The 19037-nt window shown below is 73.4% G+C and carries 13 protein-coding genes, 1 tRNA gene and 2 pseudogenes; 9 read left to right on the top strand and 7 right to left on the bottom strand.

The features are described 5' to 3' along the window. Window positions 1-49: 49 nt before the first annotated feature. The gene (locus ACH4UM_RS12450; protein ID WP_398176910.1) at window positions 50-1486 is read right to left on the bottom strand and encodes a S8/S53 family peptidase; all 1437 of its coding nucleotides are present in this window, start codon (window positions 1484-1486) and stop codon (window positions 50-52) included. A gap of 159 nt (window positions 1487-1645) precedes the next feature. Between ACH4UM_RS12450 and ACH4UM_RS12445 the strand changes: the two genes are divergently transcribed. After that, window positions 1646-4210 (top strand): CHAT domain-containing protein, encoded by a 2565-nt coding sequence (locus tag ACH4UM_RS12445; protein WP_398177677.1) that lies wholly within the window; start codon window positions 1646-1648, stop codon window positions 4208-4210. A 50-nt stretch (window positions 4211-4260) separates the two neighbouring features. Here ACH4UM_RS12445 and ACH4UM_RS12440 read toward each other — a convergent pair whose 3' ends face one another. Further along, window positions 4261-6108, bottom strand: a complete 1848-nt coding sequence (locus ACH4UM_RS12440) for a LuxR C-terminal-related transcriptional regulator (protein WP_398176908.1) — start codon at window positions 6106-6108, stop codon at window positions 4261-4263. Window positions 6109-6179: 71 nt separating this feature from the next. On the opposite strand from ACH4UM_RS12440, the gene ACH4UM_RS12435 reads away from it, so the two are divergent. Then, window positions 6180-7265: a M12 family metallopeptidase gene (locus ACH4UM_RS12435; RefSeq protein ID WP_398176906.1), complete on the top strand. Its 1086-nt coding sequence runs from the start codon at window positions 6180-6182 to the stop codon at window positions 7263-7265. Window positions 7266-7572: 307 nt separating this feature from the next. On the opposite strand, the gene ACH4UM_RS12430 is transcribed toward ACH4UM_RS12435, so the two are convergent. After that, the gene (locus tag ACH4UM_RS12430; protein ID WP_398176904.1) at window positions 7573-8634 is read right to left on the bottom strand and encodes a LacI family DNA-binding transcriptional regulator; all 1062 of its coding nucleotides are present in this window, start codon (window positions 8632-8634) and stop codon (window positions 7573-7575) included. A 309-nt stretch (window positions 8635-8943) separates the two neighbouring features. Between ACH4UM_RS12430 and ACH4UM_RS12425 the strand changes: the two genes are divergently transcribed. Genes ACH4UM_RS12425 through ACH4UM_RS12410 form a run of 4 tightly spaced genes read left to right on the top strand, consistent with a single transcriptional unit; the run spans window position 8944 to window position 13872 of the window. Continuing rightward, the gene (locus ACH4UM_RS12425; protein WP_398176902.1) at window positions 8944-10242 is read left to right on the top strand and encodes an ABC transporter substrate-binding protein; all 1299 of its coding nucleotides are present in this window, start codon (window positions 8944-8946) and stop codon (window positions 10240-10242) included. A gap of 11 nt (window positions 10243-10253) precedes the next feature. Next, a complete protein-coding gene (locus ACH4UM_RS12420) occupies window positions 10254-11300 on the top strand; it encodes a carbohydrate ABC transporter permease (RefSeq protein WP_398176900.1) in 1047 nt (348 codons plus the stop codon). Beyond that, complete coding sequence (locus ACH4UM_RS12415) at window positions 11297-12130, top strand: carbohydrate ABC transporter permease (RefSeq protein WP_398176898.1); 834 nt, start codon at window positions 11297-11299, stop codon at window positions 12128-12130. The genes ACH4UM_RS12420 and ACH4UM_RS12415 overlap by 4 nt, the downstream gene beginning before the upstream one ends. Before the next feature lie 56 nt (window positions 12131-12186). Beyond that, window positions 12187-13872, top strand: a complete 1686-nt coding sequence (locus ACH4UM_RS12410) for a glycoside hydrolase family 13 protein (protein ID WP_398176896.1) — start codon at window positions 12187-12189, stop codon at window positions 13870-13872. A 61-nt stretch (window positions 13873-13933) separates the two neighbouring features. Here ACH4UM_RS12410 and ACH4UM_RS12405 read toward each other — a convergent pair. The 3 genes and pseudogenes from ACH4UM_RS12405 to ACH4UM_RS12395 all read right to left on the bottom strand — a co-directional run bounded on the left by ACH4UM_RS12405 (window position 13934) and on the right by ACH4UM_RS12395 (window position 15984). Beyond that, window positions 13934-14007 (bottom strand) — tRNA-Pro (locus ACH4UM_RS12405). A 174-nt stretch (window positions 14008-14181) separates the two neighbouring features. Beyond that, window positions 14182-14588, bottom strand: a pseudogene (locus ACH4UM_RS12400) (MFS transporter); the annotation flags it as partial. Between the two features lie 100 nt (window positions 14589-14688). Then, complete coding sequence (locus tag ACH4UM_RS12395; protein WP_398176894.1) at window positions 14689-15984, bottom strand: serine hydrolase domain-containing protein; 1296 nt, start codon at window positions 15982-15984, stop codon at window positions 14689-14691. Between the two features lie 614 nt (window positions 15985-16598). Between ACH4UM_RS12395 and ACH4UM_RS12390 the strand changes: the two genes are divergently transcribed. Both ACH4UM_RS12390 and ACH4UM_RS12385 read left to right on the top strand, forming a co-directional pair. Beyond that, entirely contained in the window at window positions 16599-17093 is a 495-nt protein-coding gene (locus ACH4UM_RS12390) for an SH3 domain-containing protein (RefSeq protein ID WP_398176892.1), read from the top strand. A 206-nt stretch (window positions 17094-17299) separates the two neighbouring features. Beyond that, entirely contained in the window at window positions 17300-18130 is an 831-nt protein-coding gene (locus tag ACH4UM_RS12385; RefSeq protein ID WP_398176890.1) for a DUF2690 domain-containing protein, read from the top strand. A gap of 138 nt (window positions 18131-18268) precedes the next feature. On the opposite strand, the pseudogene ACH4UM_RS12380 reads toward ACH4UM_RS12385, so the two are convergent. After that, window positions 18269-18379, bottom strand: a pseudogene (locus ACH4UM_RS12380) (FCD domain-containing protein); the annotation flags it as partial. Window positions 18380-18645: 266 nt separating this feature from the next. Here ACH4UM_RS12380 and ACH4UM_RS12375 point away from each other — a divergent pair. Further along, complete coding sequence (locus ACH4UM_RS12375; RefSeq protein WP_398176888.1) at window positions 18646-18999, top strand: cupin domain-containing protein; 354 nt, start codon at window positions 18646-18648, stop codon at window positions 18997-18999. Window positions 19000-19037: the final 38 nt, after the last annotated feature.

Raw genomic sequence — 19037 nt, 5'->3', positions numbered from 1 at the left:
CTCGCGTACGGCATGTCATGGTACGCCGTGGAGGGGACTGTTCCCGTCCTCATGCCGGCGGTCCGAGCCGGACGACCGGGTCGGGGCTCCAGGTGCTCGGGCGCAGCGCCGGCACGTGCGCCCCGCGCACTTCGGCGTACTCGGTGTTCGCCTCCAGGAGTTGGCGCCGGGCCGCGCGCGGGTCGCGCTCTTTGTGCGCCGTCATGTGGGCGGCGACCATGCCGGCGGCCACTGGGGTGGCGAAGGAGGTCCCGCTCCAGTGCGCGAACCCCTCGAACATGACCTGGTCCGGCTTGGCCCGGGTGCTCTGCTGCCCCTCGCTCAGCACACCCGTGTGCCGCGGGTACTGGCAGGTGCAGGCATAGGTGAAGCCGAACCGGCAGGCGTCGTAGGTGGAGTGCTGGTAGACGTACGGCACGGGTGCTCCAAAGCCGGTCAGGGCGCTGGTGAGCCGCTCGCCGGGGGCGTACGCCTTCACCCAGCCGCCGTGGTTGCTGAAGCAGGCACCGAACTCGCCGTCGCTGCGCAGGGCCCCGATGGACAGCACGGCGTCGGCGTAGTCGGGCAGGTCCGCGTAGGCGGCGGGCCAGAAGGGGGTGGCGCTGGCGTTGTTCCCGGCGGCGGCGACGAGCAGGGTGCCCTGGGCGCGCAGCTCCCGCATGAAGGCGTCCACGCCCAGCAGGCCGTCGGTGCGGCCGTTGGAGGTGCCGGCCGAGAGGCTGATGATGTCGGGCCAGCCGCCTGCGTCCACGGCCTCGAAGAGCTTGTGCCCGAAGTCGGACTCCAGGATGGCACCGGCGTCGTTGAGGGTGCCCTTGACGGCGATGTCCGTGTTGGGCGCCACGGCCGCGACGAGCCCGGCGATGAACGTGCCGTGTCCGACGTACTGCTGCAGCACGCCCTGGTCGTCGGTCTCCCGGACCTGCCCGTCGCCCTCGGTGTGGGCGAGCAGCGGGACCGCGCGGTAGTCGTGCATCAGACCGGTGTCGATCACCATGACTCCGATCGCGGTGTCCGCGTCGTAGGCGGTCTCCGCTGGCGCCGGATTGGTGCCCCGGGTGAGCGGGGCGGGCACGGGCTCGTCGCCCGGGCAGGCGTTGACCGCGATGGACACCACGTGGTTGCGGCTGACCAGCCGCCTTCCGGCCCGTCCCTCGTGCTCCCGCAGGGCGCGCAGCGCGTGCGCCACTGAGCGGTCCCCGCTGCGGTCGCCGTGACCGGGGTCGCCCACCTGGATCCGGGTGATGCCGGTGCGGTTGGTCTCCGGGCTCGCCCGGCGCACCCGGTCGGCGGTCAGACCGGTCGCCTCGGTGAAGTGCGTGCGCACGGTGTCCTCGACGAGACGGGCCTCCTCGCCGTCCCGGGCGAGGACCACGCCCTTCTCGTAGAAGAACTCGGCGGAGTCGTCCGGGCCCATCGCCAGCGGGACTTCGGGCATCGAGCGCTGGATCTGGTCGAACTGCTCGTGGAATCGCTGTGGTGCCATGGTGCGTCCTCCCGTTGGGGCGATGGTCGTCAGTCAGAGCCGTGCGGCCCTCACTTGATACAGCGCCAAACCTCCGGGACGCGGTTCCGGGGCCACCACCAGGCCACTACCATCCGATGAGTGACAGCCGGAAGCGACTCGGTGCTCGAACTGCTGCCGATGGTGTTCGCCGCCCCGGGCGAGGCCGTGGCGCGCGCCCGAGCGCTGCTCGACGCCGGTCCGGCGCCCTTGCCGGCGTCCGTGGCGCACCAGGTCATCGGCATCTGGCAGCGGGACTTCGGTGACATGCGCCTGGCCCTGTGGCATCTGCGGCGCGCCCGGGATCTGGCGGCGCGGGCGGAGTCGGCCGACCGGGAGGCCGATGTACTGGCCACGCTGGGGGTCGCGTTGGTGCACGCGGGGCGCACTCGGCAGGGACTCGAGGCGTTCGAGCGCGGGGTCGCGCGCGGGACCGGGCACACCCGGGCCCGGGTCCTGTACCGGCGGGCGTACGTGTGGTGGGTGCTCGGCCGCCATCGCGAGGCGCTGGAGGACGTGCGCCGGGCGGTGCCGGTGCTGCGGCAGGCCGACGACGTCATCTGGACGGCGCGGGCGCTGACGCTTCGGGCGACCGTGCATCTGGCGCTGGGGGCGGTGGAGCGGGCGGACGCCGACTTCACCGCGGCGGAGGCGATGTGGGACACCACCGGCCAGGAGCACGACAAGGCCGACGCGGTGGAGAGCCGGGGCCTGGCGGCCTTCCGCCGGGGCGACATCCCGGCGGCACTGCGGCTGCTGGACGAGGCCCAGGAACGGTACGCCAAGCTGGGCACGCCGACGTTCATGCTCAACATCCGGCGCTGCGAGGTCCTGATGTCGGCCGGACTCGCCCCCGAGGCGCTGGCCGAGGCGGACGCGGCGATCGCCGAACTCGACGGGATCGGCGGCCAGTCCACCCGCAAGGCGGAGCTGCTGCTTGCCGCCGCCCGCGCGGCGCGGCTGGCGGACGACCCGCACACGGCGATCGCGCGCGCGGCGGCGGCCGTTCGGCTGTTCGCCGGGCAGCGGCGGGCCTGGTGGGAGACGCACGCCCGGCTGGTGCTGACCGAGGCGCGGGTGGCCACCGGACGGCGCTCCGGGCGGCTGGTCGCGGACGCGGCGGCGGTCGCCGAGCGGCTGGCCTCCTTCGGCTCGCCGGCCGCGCCGGAGGCGTCGCTGCTGGCGGGACGGATCGCACTGGCGCTGGGCTGGACGGGGGACGCCGAACGGCACTTGGCGGTCGCCGCGCGCAGCCGGCACGGCGGGCCGCCGCCGGCCCGGGTGACCGGCTGGGCCGCGCAGGCGCTGCGGGCACGGGCGGCCGGTTCCGGGCGGGGCGTGCTGGAGGCATGCCGGCGCGGGCTGGACGTGCTGGACGACCACCGGATGACGCTGGGCGCCTCGGAGTTGCGGGCCCGGGCCACCGCGCAGGGCGCCGAACTGGCCGCGCTGGCCCAGCAGGCCGGTCTCGCCTCGGGCGGGCCACGGCGGCTGCTGGTGTGGAGCGAGCGCTGGCGGGCCACCGTGCTGTCCGCGCCACCCACCCGTCCGCCCGCCGACCCCACCCTGCTCAGCGGCCTGACCGCGTTCCGTGAGATCGCCGCCCGTGCCGAGGCCGCCCGCCAGGACGGCCACCCGGTGCCGACCCTGGAGCGGGAACAGCGGCGTCTGGAGCGGGAGATCCGCTCGCGCACCCTGCACCTGCGCGGCGACGCGCCCGGCGGCGGCGACCGCTTCGATCCCGGCCGGCTGCTGGCGCGGCTCGGGGACGCGCGGCTGGTCGAACTGGCCGTACTGGACGGGCGGGTGCACGTGCTGCTGTGCGGTGAGGGGCGGGTACGGCGCTTCGAGGCAGGCCGGCTCGCGGACGCGGTGCTGGAGGCCGAGCATGTGCAGGCCGGGCTGCGGCGGCTGGCCCACCCGGGCGCGGCGGCCCGGCTGCCACTGGTGGAGGCGGCGGGCCGCCGCCTGGAGGAACTGCTCCTGGGCCCGGCCGCCCGGCACCTGGGCCCCGGGCCGGTCGTGGTGGTGCCGCCCGGCTCGCTGCACCGGGTGCCGTGGGCGCTGCTGCCGTCGCTGCGCGAGCGGGTGCTGAGCGTGTCGCCGTCGGCGAGCAGCTGGCTGCGTGCCCGCGGCACCGAGCCACCGCCGGGTGGCCGCCAGGTGCTGGTGCGCGGGCCGGGCCTGGCCACCGGCGGGGCGGAGGTGCGGGAACTCGCCGGCCGGTACGGCACGCCGACCGTCCTGGAGGAGGCGGACGCCCATGTGTCGCGCGTCCTGCGGGAGCTGGACGGGGCCGCGCTCGCGCACATCGCCGCGCACGGCACCTTCCGCGCGGACAGCCCCCTGTTCTCGTCGCTGACGATGGCCGACGGCCCGCTGATCGTGCACGACTTCGAACGGCTGGCCCGCAGCCCGTACCGGATCATCCTCTCCTGCTGCGACACCGCCCGGCTCGCGTCGGTCGGCGCGGACGAACTCCTCGGCCTGGTCACCGCCCTGCTGCCGCTGGGCACCGCCGGGGTGGTGGCGTGCAGCGCGCCCGTCAACGACGAGGCGGTGGTGCCGCTGATGCTCGCGCTGCACAAGGGCCTCGGGGCGGGCCTGTCCCTCGCCGAAGCGCTGCGCGACGCGCGTGCCGCGCTCCCCGGCGACGCGACGCACCAGGCCACGGGCTGGGCGTTCGCCGCGTTCGGGGCGGCCTGAGAAGCGGTCTGCGGCTCGGCGGGGGCGGCCGGCCGCCACGCTACCCCCGCTCAGGCGGGCTGCTCCACCAGCCACGGCAGCGCGGCGCGGTCGCCCGCGCCGAGGCGGGTGTAGGCGCTGTAGAGGTGATTGCCGACGGTCCGCACGGACAGGGTGAGGCGCTCGGCGATCTGGCGGTTGCTCAGGCCCGCGGCCGCGAGGGTGACGATCTGCCGTTGCCTTGCGGTCAGTTCGCCCAGTACCAGACCTGCCAGTGCCGGGGTGCGGGCGCCCTGGCAGCGGCGGGCCAGCGCGACCGCGCGGGTGCGCGAGATGCGGGCGGCACACGGGTCGCGGTGCGCGCCTGCCGCCTGGGCGTGGGCCTCCGCCGCGAACAGCAGGTAACCGCGCTCCCGGAGGTCCCGGGCCGCCCGGTCCAGGGCGGGTCCGTCGCCACGGGCGAGGGCGTCGGCGTGCCGGGCGAACGGGCCGTGGCCCCGCAGCCGTCCGGCCGCCAGCCCGGGTGCGTCGAGGCGTACGGCGTCGTACAGGGACGTCGGGTCGTCGGTGTCGATCCGCTCCAGGGCACCGTCGGTGTCGCCGCGGGCGACGGCCCGCCAGGTGGCCGCCTGCGCGCCCGCCGCCCGGTCCACGGGCAGCGCCTCCCCCGACTGGGCCGCGGACAGGACCAGTTCGGTGCGGCACTGCGGGTCGTCCGGGGCCCGGCGCAGCCCCTCCCGCGCCCACGCGGCCGCGTCCCGCAGCTCGCCCCGCAGCCGCGCCAGGCGCGCTCGCACGGCCGCGTATCCGGGCGGCACGGGCGCGCCCTGCTCCGTCAGCCACTCCCCCACGGGCGCCGGCAGCGGCCGGACGTCGGCCTGTTCGATCCTTTGTGCCAGCAGGGTCTGCTCGGCACGCAGGGCCGCCCGGCACTGCTGCGGGGTACGGGCCAGCCGCAGTGCCCGCAGCCGTCCGGTCGCGGCACGCAGGGCCGCTCCGTGCAGGGGGTGGGCGAGACGGACGGCCCCGTGCTCGTCGACACGGACCAGGCCCCGCGCCTCCAGGTCCTCCAGGTCCTCCAGGTCCTCCAGGGTGCGCAGGTCGAGGGCGGCCACCTCGAGCGGCAGGGGCTCGGCGAAGGCGAGGCGTTCGAGCGTCTCCCGCTCCTTGGGACCGGACCCTTCGAGGACCGGCGCGGTCCGCTCCCGGACGGTCGCGGTGAGCGGGAGCGGGCCGCGCCAGGACCACTCGTCGCTCTCCGTGTCACGGGTGAGCAGCCGTTGTTCGCGCAGCGCGCCCAGCAGGTCGCGCAGCAGACGCAGATCGCCCCGGCACAGGCGGTGCAGGCGGTTCGCGGTGAGCGGTTCCAGGACGCCGCCGGCACCGGCCGTGAGCAGCTGGGCGGCCTCCTCGCGGGGCAGCGGTTCCAGCGCGAGGCGGGGCAGCAGCTCGCCGGTCCACAGCCGGGAGACCGCTTCGGGCACGTCGGTGCCGTCGGCCGCGACGACCAGCAGCCGGGTGCGGCCGTGCACGGCGAGCTGGTGGACGAGCGCGGCCGAGGCGTCGTCGAGCAGATGGGCGTCGTCGACCAACAGCAGCCGTACGCCGGACAGGAGCCGGACCGCGCGGTGCAGGGTGACGGTGCCGGGCAGCAGGTGCGCGAACGCGGCGAAGGGTATCTGCCGGGCCGCCGGAGTCCCGGTCACCCGGGCCCAGTCGGTGCCCCGGACCGCCTGGAGCACGAGCCGGGTCTTGCCGCAGCCGGCCGGGCCGGTCACCACGATGCCGGGCCGGCCGGCCGCCATCGACCGCCTGATCAGGCCGAGTTCGTCCTCCCGCCCGGTGAAGGGCCAGGGCAGCCCGAGGGTCTTCGCGTCGCGGTCGTAAGTCGTCACGACAACAAGAGCCGGGATACTCATCCCTGATACAGGGCGACTTGAGTAGCCCTCGACTCAGGCGCCCGGGCGCGGCGGGCGGCAGTGTTCTCCACATGACCGCCCGCTACTGCTCGCTGCCGCAGCAGCCGGCCCCGCCGTACGCGCCGGGGCTGGCCGCCGAGCGGCTCGGTGCGCTCGTCGGCGGGCGGCAGATGTGGGTCAACGGCACGGTGCTGCACTACTACTTCTTCGACGCCGACTGCGACGGTTCGGTCATCACGGTCCCTGCGACCGGGGAGACCCGCAGGGTGTCGTGGGCCGGCGACGGCGCGCAGCGGGACGTGGTGCGCGAGTGTTTCCGGGAGTGGCAGGACCTCGGCATCGGCCTGGACTTCACCGAGGTCGGCGACCGTTCGGAGGCGGAGCTGCGGATCGGGTTCCAGCCCGGTGACGGCTCCTGGTCGGCGGTGGGGCGCGAGGCGCTCTCGGCCGGCCTCAACGACCGCACCATGAACCTCGGCTGGGATCTGACCGCGCCCGGAGCGCACGCGACGGCCCTGCACGAGATCGGGCACGCGCTCGGCATGCGGCACGAGCACCAGAGCCCGTTCGCCGGACTGCACTTCGACGACGAGGCGGTGTACGCCGACCTGGCCGGCCCGCCCAACCACTGGAGCCGGGACACGACGTACGCCAACATCCTGCGCAGACTGGACCCGGGCGAGGTCAACGGCTCCGTCTGGGACCCGCTGTCGATCATGGAGTACCCGTTCGCGTCGGGGCTGATCCTGGAGCCGGAGCTGTACCGCCGGGGCATCGATCCGCCCGGCACGCTGTCCCCGGCCGACAAGGAGTTCGTGCTGCGCTGGTACCCGCCCGCCGGACCGCCGGGACCGGCAGCGCTGGCGCCGTTCCGCTCGGTGCCGCTGCGTCTGGGCCCGGGCGAGCAGGCCGACTTCACCGTAGAGCCGCCGGAGACCCGTACGTACACCGTGCGCACCTTCGGGGAGTGCGACGCGGTCGCCGTGGTCTTCGAGGAACGCGACGGGGAGCCGCGCTTCCTGTCCGGGCAGGACGACGGGGGCACACCGCACAACGCCACACTCACGGTCCGGCTCGTCAAGGGCCGCCGTTATGTCGTCCGCGTCCGCCTGTACTCCACCTGGGGTTCGGGCGAGACGGCCGTCATGTGCTGGTGACGGCACGGTCCGCACCGCGCGGACGCACACGCCACGGTCCGGCGCCGGGGGAGCGGCCGGGGCGCCGCCTTCGGGGGAGGGCGACGCCCCGGCCACGGCACGGGCCCGGGTACCACCCGGGCCCGTGCGCAGGCCGGCCGCCGCGCCCCGGCGGGAGGTGAGCGGGGACGACGGCGGGGGCGTAGGGCCCATACGGGCTCATACGGCTCACAGGGCCGGCGACCGTCTGAGGGCGCCCCGTGCATTCCTGCCTGTTCACCAGGGCTCCCGGTTCCCCGTCCGAAGGGCGATCCGGCCGCATTCGCGGTCAGCAGGGCGTGTGCCGGGCCTCCGTGTCACCCTCGGGACCGGGCGGTGGCGCGGTGGTGGTCCGGGGGATCAGGTGCGTGGGCAGGATGATGTGCCGTTCGTGGTCCGCGTCGCCGTCGTTGATGAGCTGCAGGGCCAGTTCCCCGGCCGCCCGGCCCATGTCCGACGGTGACTGGGCCACGGTGGACAGATCGAACCACTCGGCCACCTGGTGGTCGTCGAACCCGATGACGGACATCCGCCCGGGCACGTCGATCCGGGCCGCGCGCAGGGTGTGGATGACGGCGGCGGCCAGCTCGTCCTGCTCGGCGAAGACCGCGGTGGGCGGCTCCCGCAGGCCGAGCAACTGCCCGACGCCCTCCACGAGCCCGCGTCCGTCCTCGACCGACAGCGTGACCACCAGGTCGTCGTCCAGTGGTATGCCCGCCTCGGTGAGCGCCTGCCGGTAGCCGTGCAGCCGTGCGCGTGAGCTGAAGCTGAAACCGCTGGCCCCCACCGTCGGCGCGAAGGCGATCCGCCGGTGCCCGAGGTTGAGCAGATGCCGGGTGGCCTTGCAGGCGCCGGCAACGTCGTCGACGTACACGCTCGGGCGGCCGTCGGCGTGCTGGCTGACATAGATGACCGGCATGCGGAGGTCGTCCAGTCTCGCGGTCTCCTCGCCGGTGAGGTCGAAGCCGAACACCAGCAGCGCGTCGGCGTTCCTCCGCGCCGGCAGCCGCTCGAAGAACGCGTTGCGCTCGGTCATGTCGGGTATGACGTAGACGTTCAGCTCCATGTCCGCGGCGCGCAGCAGCGGGCCCAGGGAGGACAGCGCCGATCCCATGAACCAGGAGTTGAGCGTGGGCACGAGCACCGCGACCACCCCGGTCCTGCCCGTGACCAGACTCGCGGCCTGCCGGGAGACCGCGAAGTTCAGCTCGCGGGCGGCCTGTTCGACGCGGGCGCGGACCTCGGGCGAGACGCTGTTCAGGCCGCGCAGGGTGCGCGAGACGGTGGACGGCGAGACGCCGGCCCGTTCGGCGACGTCGGCCATCGTGGGGTGCCGTTGAGCGGGTGACATGAGCGGAAGTTAGCACAGATCCACCCGCATGCCACCTGTCCCATGACAGCGCTGCCACAACACCTGCTGGGTGGTTTTGCCCGCTTTTCTCCATGAAAAGCCTGCGCAGCGCACCTAGTTCTGTTCGAGCTACCGGCAAGTTACGGATTGACTTCCACTAGGTGCACTCCTAGCGTGCAAGCGTTGTCACAGAGGAGCCGCAAACAACTCCGCGAAGCCATTCATCACCTCACCGACCTGCGCTTTCGGAGCGCTGCACACCGTGACAACACTGTCAGCCCTCGGCACTGCACGACCAGGAGACAGCCAGTGAAGATCAGGACCACCAGAGCCCTCCCGTACTCGGCGGCACTCGTCGCCACCGGACTCCTCCTCACCGCCTGCGGCTCGTCCGGCGGCAGCGGTTCCGGGGAACCGGCCGGGACCACCTCGTTCGAGGGCCGGGGCCCCATCACGTACGCGGCCGGCAAGGACACCTCCGGCGTGGTGCAGAAGGTGATCGACCGCTGGAACTCGCTGCACCCCAAGGAGAAGGTGACGTTCATTCAGCTGCCGACGGACGCGGACTCGCAGCGGCAGCAGATGATCCAGAACGCGGAGACGAAGTCCGACGCCTACACGGTCCTCTCCCTCGACGTCGTGTGGACGTCGGAGTTCGCCGCCCACCAGTGGATCGACCGCCTGCCCGAGAAGCAGTTCCCGCTGGGGAAGATGCTGAAGCCGGTGGTGGAGACGGCCCGCTACCGCGGCGGCCTGTACGCGGCCCCGGCGAGCTCGGACGGCGGGCTGCTGTACTACCGCACCGACCTGCTGAAGAAGGCGGGCATCAGCGAGCCCCCGACGACCTGGTCGCAGATGACGGCCGACTGCGCCAAGGCCACGAAGCTGCCCGAGGCCAAGGGGATGTCCTGTTACGCCGGGCAGTTGCAGAAGTACGAGGGCCTGACGGTCAACTTCGCCGAGGCCGTGAACTCCGCGGGCGGCAGTGTCACCGACGCCAACGGCAGGCCCGACGTCGACACTCCCGCGGCCAAGAAGGGCCTCGACTTCCTCGCCGGCTCCGTCAAGGACGGGACCATCCCCAAGGAAGCCGTCACCTACCAGGAGGAGGACAGCCGTCAGGCGTTCCAGGCCGGCAAGGTGATGTTCCTGCGCAACTGGCCGTACATGTACTCGCTGGCCCAGAAGAGCAAGGTGGCGGGCAAGTTCGCGGTCGCGCCGCTGCCCGGGCTGAACGGGCCCGGCTCCTCCAGCCTGGGCGGTCACAACCTCGCCCTGTCGTCCTTCGCGAAGAACAAGGCCACGGCACTGGACTTCATGAAGTTCTTCAGCAGCGAGGACAGCGCGGGCACGTTCCTGAAGGACGCCTCCCTCGCCCCGCCGTACGCGGACCTGTACGACGGCACCTCGCTGGTGAAGCAGTATCCGTACCTGCCCGTTCTCAAGCAGTCGATCCTGCGCGCCGTGCCGCGCCCCCGGGTCGTGAGTTACGGCGACGTGACCTCGGCGATCCAGCAGCAGGTGTACGCCACCCTGACCGGCACCAAGAGCAGCGCCCAGGCGCTGAAGGACCTGCAGACGGACCTGCGGAAGTCCACGGCGCAGTGAGGAGCGGGGTCATGACCGACACGAAGACCCCGCCGGGGACGGCCGCGTACGGCCCCCCGGACGCCTCGGCGGGGCCCGCCGCGGCGGTGCGCCCCCACCGCCCGCGCGCCCGGGCGACCGCCGGTTCGGCACGTATGGCGGCGCTGCTGGTGTCCCCGACGCTGCTCGTGCTGACGATCGTCGTGCTCTATCCGACGCTCATGGCGCTGAACGAGTCGCTGTACGGGCCGAAGGGGCTGGACCCGGCGACCGGGTTCATCCGCACCACCGAGCCGTTCGTCGGGCTGAAGAACTACGCCGACGTCTTCGGCGCCACCGGGGACCGGTTCTGGAACGCCTTCTGGAACACCACGTTCTTCACCGTCGTCACCGTCGGCCTGGAGACGGTGATCGGCGTCTCGATGGCGCTGATCATGCACAGGGCGTTCCGCGGCCGGGCCCTGGTGCGGGCCGGCATCCTCGTGCCCTGGGCGGTGCCCACGGCCATATCGGGCCTGCTGTGGCGGTGGATCTTCAACAGCGACGGCGTCGCCAACGCCCTGCTGGGCCACCAGATCCTGTGGACCACGGAGGGCTTCCACGCCAAGGTCGCGGTGATCGTCGCCGACGTGTGGAAGACGGCCCCCTTCATCGGGCTGCTGGTCCTGGCCGGCCTGCAGGTGATCCCGAAGGAGGTCTACGAGGCGGCCCGCATCGACGGAGCCGGCGCCCCGCGGCAGTTCTGGCACATCACCCTGCCGCTGGTGAAGCCCGCACTGCTGGTGGCCGTGCTCTTCCGGTGCCTGGATGCGTTGCGGATGTTCGACCTGCCCTACATCCTCGTCGGCGCCCAGAAGAACTCGGTGGAAACCCTGTCCATGCTCGCCCAGAACGAGGCGTCCAACGTCCGCTTCGGTCCCGCCTCCGCGTACGCCGTGCTCCTCTTCCTCTACGTCCTGCTCATCGCACTCGCCTTCGTGCGGCTGCTGGGCGCCGATCTCGTCGGCGAGGGCGGTACCCGGAAGGCGGGCGGACGCCGGCGCCTGGCGATACCGCGCCGTGCGGAGGTGACGGCATGACGCCGAAGGCGACCTGGCGCAACCGGCTGCTCCACCTGGGTGTGGTCGCGGTGGTGGCCTACTGCCTCGCCCCGTTCTACTGGATGCTCGTCTCCAGCCTGCGGCGCACCTCCGACATCTTCGACACCTCGTTGCTCCCCTCCCCCGTGTCGTTCGAGAACTACCGGGTGGTGTTCGACCCGTCCCAGGGTTTCACCCGAGCCCTGCTCAACAGCCTGGTCGTGGCCGGGATCACCACCGCGCTGGCGCTACTGCTGGCCACGTTCACCGCCTACGCGATGGCGCGGCTGGAGTTCCGGTTCAAGCGGCTGATCCTCACCCTGATCATCGCCACCTCCATGTTCCCGGTGGTGTCGATCGTGGTCCCGCTGCTGAAGCTGTTCACGGACATCGGCTGGATCAACACCTATCAGGCCATGATCGTGCCGAGCATGTCCTTCGCGCTGCCGCTGGCGGTGTGGAACCTGACCACGTTCTTCCGGCAGATGCCGGACGAGTTGGAGCACGCCGCCATGATCGACGGCTGCACCCGCGGCCAGGCCTTCCGCAAGGTCATCGTCCCGCTCGCCGCGCCGGGAATCTTCACCACCGCGATCATCACGTTCATCGCCGCCTGGAACGAGTTCCTCATCGCCCTGTCGATGACGAACAGGCCCGCCATGCAGACGGCGCCGGTGGCCATCTCCAAGTTCTCCGGCGCCACCCAGTTCGAGACCCCTTTCGGCAGCCAGATGGCGGCGGGCGTGCTGGTCACCGTCCCCCTGGTGGCCCTGGTGCTGGTCTTCCAGCGCCGCATCGTCGCCGGACTCACCGCCGGCGCAGCGAAGTAGACACCGCACCGTCGCGGAACCGACCGTCCCAGACAAGTGAGGAACACCTCCACACCATGTCCCGCACCGCACCGTGGTGGCGCAGCGCCGTCATCTACCAGGTCTACATCCGCAGTTTCGCCGACGCAGACGGCGACGGCATCGGCGACATCGCCGGCATCCGCTCCCGGCTGCCGTACCTGAAGTCACTCGGCGTCGACGCCATCTGGATCAACCCGTGGTACAAGTCGCCGATGGCGGACCACGGTTACGACGTGGCGGACTACCGGGCGATCGACCCGCTGTTCGGCACCGTGGCCGAGGCCGAGCAGCTCATCGAGGAGGCACACCGGCACGGGATCCGCGTCATCCCCGACATCGTGCCCAACCACACCTCCGACCAGCACGCCTGGTTCCGGGCGGCGCTGGCCGCCGGGCCCGGCAGCCCGGAGCGCGATCGCTACGTCTTCCGGCCCGGCCGGGGGCCGGACGGCGCCGAGCCGCCCAACGACTGGGTCTCCTGCTTCGGCGGGCCGGCCTGGACCCGGCTGCCCGACGGGGAGTGGTACCTGCATCTGTTCGCACCCCAGCAGCCGGACCTCAACTGGGAACACCCCGAGGTGCGCGCCGAGTTCGAGTCGGTGCTGCGGTTCTGGTTCAGCCGGGGCGTGGACGGGTTCCGTATCGACGTGGCCCACGGCCTGGTCAAGCATCCCGAACTGCCCGACCTGCCGCCCCGACAGGAGCCGGCCGCGCCCGGTCCGCTGGTTTCCCGGGACGCCGCCGCCGAGCGGCCGCGGCAGCACGTCGACCACCCCCACTGGGACCGCGACGAGGTCCACGACATCTACCGTGCCTGGCGGAAGGTGGCCGACGAGTTCCCCGGCGACCGGTCCTTCGTGGCCGAGGCCTGGGCGGACACGCCCGAACGGCTCGCCGCCTACGTCCGCCGGGACGGACTGCACACCGCGTTCAACTTCGACTTCCTGATGTCGAGTTGGGGCGCCAAGGAGCTGCGCTCGGTCATCGACGACTCGCTGGCCATGCTCGGCGCGGTGGGCGCGCCCGCCACCTGGGTGCTGTCCAACCACGACGTGATGCGCCACCCCAGTCGCTACGGCCGCAGGACCGTCAAGCGGTGGACCGCCAACGAGCCGTACCGTCCCGAGGGCCCCCTCGACCTGGAGCTCGGCACCCGGCGCGCCCGCGCCGCCGCCCTGCTCATGCTCGCCCTGCCCGGCGGTGCCTACATCTACCAGGGTGAGGAGCTCGGCCTGCCCGAGGTCGAGGACCTGCCGGAGGACGTGCTCCAGGACCCCGTCTGGGAGCGGTCCGGGCACACCGACCGCGGCCGCGACGGCTGCCGGGTGCCGATCCCCTGGTCCGGACAGGCCGCACCGTACGGTTTCAGCCCCGAGGGCACCTCGGCGGCACCCTGGCTGCCGCAGCCGGAGGACTGGGGTGGGCTCAGCGTGGCGGCGCAGACCGGCGACGAGGCGTCGATGCTGGAGCTCTACCGCGGCGCCCTGCGCCTGCGCCGCGAGCACCCCGCGCTCGGCGACGGCACCCTCACCTGGCTGGACGCCCCCGAGGGAGTCCTCCTCTTCCGCCGGGACCCGGGCTTCGTCTGCGTGGTCAACCTCTCGGCCGAGGCGTACCGGCTGCCCGAGGGCGCCTCGATCCTGCTGTCGAGCGGGCCGGTCGGGCACGGGCAGCTCGCCCCCGACCAAGCGGCCTGGCTCACGGTGGAACAGACCGGGTGAACCAGGCACGGGGATGAAAAGGGCCTTCGCGGACTTCCGTCCGCGAAGGCCCTTCCCCGCGTCGGGACGACAGGATTTGAACCTGCGACCCCTTGACCCCCAGTCAAGTGCGCTACCAAGCTGCGCCACGTCCCGGTGCGTTCTTGGCGTTCGTGCGGTGACCCGTGTGAACGCCCAGGCAAACACTACCGTACGTGGGTGGGTTGCCCCGCTCGGCCCGGTGGCCGCGCGTCCCGGGCGTCCGGCTGAGCCGCGTGCGGCGGGGCGGCCGGTGCGGCGGCCGCAGCCGCGCGTGGCGGGGGCGGCCGCTCAACCGCGCGTGGCCGGGGCGACGGCCTCCGGTCCGGTGCGGGCCGAGGTCTCCCCCGCGGCGGCCGGGACTGCGGTCGCGCGGCCCGTGCGGGTGGCCGGGACGAGGGTTGCGGCCAGGGCCGCGGCGAGGCAGAGCAGGGCCAGCAGTGCGAAGCCGTGGGTGTAGCCGGAGGCGTAGGGCAGGCCGGACGGCTGGAGCCGGCCGGTGACCAGGACGCCGGTCACGGCGGCGCCGATGGAGCCGCCGATGGTGCGGATGTTGGCGTTCAGCCGGTGGCGGCGCCGGTCTGCTCGGGTGGGACGCTGCCCACGATCAGGTTGGCCATGGACGCGAAGGCCAGGCCGATACCGAAGCCGAACAGGCCCGCCACGACGGCGACCTGCCACTGCTCGTCGTGCCACAGGACGGGGTCCGCGCGGCGCGCCGATCCCGGGGCGGGCCGGCTCGGCGGCCGGTCAGCCGGTCAGCCGGTCAGCCGGTCAGCCGGTCAGCCGGTCAGCCGGTCAGCCGGTCAGCGGATGGTGCGGGGCCAGGGCCGCGGCGATGCGCTCGGTGATGGTCTGGGCGGTGTTGCCGTTCGCCGCCCTGGGCCCGGCGGTCGTGGAGACCGCGATGGCCAGTCGCCCGTCGGGCTGGTAGGCCTGCACGGCGGCGTAGCCGGCGAAGGACGGGTTCTGCAGGACCCAGCCGTTCTTCACGATCACGCCGATCCCGAAGTGGAAGACCTCGGTCTGCGGCAGGCACACCGAGGCGGGGCAGCCGGCCGTCCGGTGCCCGAGGCCCACAGTCCCCGGGTTCAGCTGCGTGGCGAAGGCGGAGTGCGAGAGCAGTTCCCCCGACCCGATGGCCTGCGCGGAGCGGGCCAGGTCGCAGATGTCGCTGGTCAGCACCGCACCGGGGGCGGTGGTCCAGGACGGGTCCCAGTAGCTGGCGTCCTCGTAGGGGCCGCGTTCGTCGTCGTAGGCGTGCAGGACGGGCTGCGGGATCTCGGGCGTGGCGCCGTTGCGGGTCTCGCCGAGGCCGAGCGGGCCGAGCACGCGTTCGCTCAGCAGCCGGTCCAGTGGGGTACCGGTGATCTTCTCCAGGGCCGTGCCGAGGAGTACGAAGTCGGCGTGCGAGTAGCTCCAGTTGGTGCCCGGCTCGTACCACAGGGGGTGGCTCGTGGAGATGCCCACGACCTCCTGCGGCGTCCAGTGCCGGAACGGGTCGGCGTAGAGCCTCTTCACGAACACCGGGTCGGTCACGTAGTCGTGCAGGCCGGAGGTCGCGTCGCCGAGCATGCGCAGCGTGATCTTGTCGCCGTGCGGCAGGCCGGGCAGCCAGCGGGAGACATGGTCGTCGAGGCTCACCTTGTGCTCGTCCACGAGCTGGAGCAGCACGGTGCCCAGGTAGGCGATGCCGACCGAGCCGACCCGGAAGTGCATAGCCGGCGTGGCCGGTACGCCGTTCATCGACTCACCGACCCCGTCCGTGACGAGCTCCCGTCCGTCGACCGTCACCCGCACCAGGGCGGCCTTCAGACCGAGGCCCTTTTGGGCCTGCCGGACGATGTCGCGAACCTTGCGGGCCCGGGCATCGTCGGGACGCTCCGTGACGGTGCAGGTCCGGCCGGCGGCCCGTCCTGACCCGGTCACCGCCGCACCCCCGGTCGCCGCCGTGGTCACCGCCGCACCCCCGGTCGCCGCCGTGGTCACCGCCGTCGCCCCGGTGATCGTCGTCGCCGCGGCCGCCGCGGCCGTCTGGAGCGTCGCGGCCATGACGGCGGCGACGCACAGCACGGCTGTACGTTTTTGCGCCATATGTTCACTATGCGCGAGCCCCAGGTGCCGCGCGCCCCGGCCCGGCTCCTCCGCCACCCGGCGCCCGTGCGGGCCGCCGTGGTCCGGTCCGGATGGCGGGACGGCCTTGAGCGGGTGGCGCGGGGAGCCGCCTCGGCGGCCTCGTGCTCGGCGCCGCCGTCGCCCGCCTGCGTGAGGAAGCCGTCGGCCATGAGGGTGCCGGACCGCCGGCCGTCCCCCTCCGACGGCCGGCGGCGCAGGCGGTGTGGCGTACGGCGGGGTACCGGACGGCGGGCACCGGTTCGGGCGGGGTGACCCGCAACCCCCCGGCGCTCTCCGTCAGTTCGCGCCACACCTTCGGCGCGACGGGTACCCCCTTCCGCCCGCGTCGCACCGGCTTCGCGGCGCCGCGCCCGCAGGGGCGGAACACAAGGGTCCGGCGATCGGCGGAAGGGCGGACGGGCGGGGGCGAACGGGCGGGGGGGCAGACGGGCGGGGGGAGGGCGGGGACGTCCCCGGGGACGTCCCCGCGTCCCCGGGGACGCGGGGACGGCATCGCGGACCGGCGGCATGGAAACGCTGGGCGACATGTGATCACGACATGTGGTCACCGGAACGACAGCCCGGAGGTTTCCATGATCCGACGGACCCTCACCAGCGGCCTACTGGCCACGGTCGCGGTGCTCGCGCTCGTGCCCACGGCGGCCGACGCCGCGCCGGCCGCCCCCGCTCCGCACCCCGCCACGCCGGCGGTCGCACCGCACCTGCTTCCCTCGCTGCTGCCCTCGCTGCTGCCCTCCCCCGCCCGGCACACGCCGGCCGTGCACCGGATGAGCCCCGTACGGAACGCAGGGCACACGCGTCACGTCAACCGGCCCATGACGCACCGTCGTTCGATTCACTCGCTCGGACGGGTGGCCACCCACCGCTTCCCGCTGAACGTCCGTTCCGGCCCGGGCACCCGCTACCGGGTGATCGGCGTCCGGCACACGGGCCGCGCGGTCGCGCTCAAGTGCCGGACCTACGGGTCCTGGGTGCGCGGCACGCGGCAGTGGTACCGGCTCGCGCAGGTGCGGGGCTACGTCTCCGCACACTACGTGCGGGTCCGCGGCACTGTCCCGTGGTGCTGACACCCCCGCCCCGCCACCGTACGTCCTGACGGACCCGGCCCGTCCGGGAACCACGCGTTCCCCGGCGGGCCTTCGGTGTGCGTCCGCGCGCGTCCGCCCCACCCGGCTCACACCACCCCGATGTGTGGCGGGCCCCGGAACCCGGGAAGCCATTCCGGCAACCGGGGCGAAACGCCCAAAGCGGGAATGGAGTCGGGAGCAGCATCATGCGGCAGCCCCAAGGAGCGGCACCGTCACCCGGGCCGCTGGCGGCGACCCTGCGCGAGCTGAGGGACCGTACGGGTCTGAGTCTGGCGGCCCTGGCCACGCGCACTCCGTACAGCAAGTCCGCCTGGCACCGCTATCTGACCGGGGCCAAGCATCCACCCCGCTCGGCCGTGGAGGCGCTCGCGCGACTGGCGGGCGCCGATCCCGCTCCGGCGCTGGCCCTGTGGGAGGCGGCGGACGAGACGCCGTCCACCGCCGGAAAGCAGGAGACCGATGCGGGGCGGGAGCCGGACCGGGAGCCGGAGCGGAAGTGCGAGTCCGCGCCGGCGGACCGGCCCGGGAGCCGTCCGAGGCGACTGCCGTTGCTGCCGGCGCTCACCCTGCTGACCGCTGTCACCGCGGCGGCCGTCGTGACCGCGACCTTCGCCACCTCCTCCCGCGGCACCGCACCGGGCACCCGGGTGGTGCCGGCCTCGCAGCGGTGCCAGGACAGGTCCTGCCAGGGCGAGTTGCCCGGCGCCACGGCCTGCGCCGGTGACGCGCAGACCAAGAGCACGGTGTCCGACGCGACCTACACCGTGCGGCTGCGCTGGTCTCCGTCCTGCGGCACCGCCTGGTCACAGGTCCGGGTCCGGGGCGCGGTGGCCCGGGAGATCTCCGTACGAACGGGCGAGGACATCCTGTCGGCCACGTACTCCGCCGACGAGCCCCGGGGCGACACCAGCCCCATGCTCGCCGTGTCGTCCCCCCGCGGCGTGGAGGCGTGCGCCGAGGTGAACGGCGACGTGGCCTGCACCGGTCTGGACTCCGACGCGACCGGCCGGCCATGACCACGCCCCGCGCCGCACACCGTGCGGGGCGCCCCGCCCATGACGCTCACGGCGCCGGACCACCCGCCCCGCCCACGACCCTCACGGCGCCGGACCACCCGGACCGCCCGGACGACGTAGCGTCCGACGCGTGCCACGTCAGTTGCGCCACGCCTCGATCACGCTGGTGAGGTGGGCGCGGACGGCCGCATCGGCCGCCCGCGGGTCCCTGGCCCTGATCGCCTCGATCATCGCCAGGTGCTCGTTCGAAGGCGGTGACCAGCAGCCAGGCGTCGTAGCGGCGGCTCCCGCGGGAGGGATGACCGTACTCGGTGAGCGCGGCGACCATCGCGCTCGCCACCACGGCACCGTAGACGCGCGGCTTACTCAACGATCACCCCGGCCGCCTGCCCTCGCCACCGCGGCGCCGGCCGCGGCGGGAGGCGAGGAGACGCGACGCAGTGTCCGTACCTGCCCGCCGATCACCCACACTCTGTCCACGTCCGGGGGCCGGCCGCCCCGGCTAGGGTCGCCGCATGACCCACACCTTCGCTGCCTTCGCGCTCCATGTCCCCGACGCCGGGCTCGTGCCCGAGCCGCTCGACCCGGAGCAGATCGTCTCCGGAACGCCGGAGGTGACCGGCAAGGTGGTCTGGGAGTCGGCCGACGGCCGTCAGGTACGCGGGATCTGGCAGATCACTCCCGGCGTCGTCACCGACACCGAGGCGGACGAGCTCTTCGTGGTGATCAGCGGCTCGGCGACCATCGAGGTCGAGGACGGGCCGACCCTGCGCGTCGGCCCCGGGGACCTGGCGGTGCTGCGCGAGGGCGACCGTACGACGTGGACGGTGCACGAGACGCTGCGCAAGGCGTACGCCGTCAACCTCTGAGGGCCGGTCCTCGGCGGGCGGCGGACCCACGCCCGGAC

This window comes from Streptomyces sp. NPDC020801, assembly GCF_044334385.1.
Classification (GTDB): Bacteria; Actinomycetota; Actinomycetes; order Streptomycetales; family Streptomycetaceae; genus Streptomyces.
Note: the sequence above shows the minus strand (reverse complement) of the source record. Positions and strands in the feature narration are given on the sequence as shown.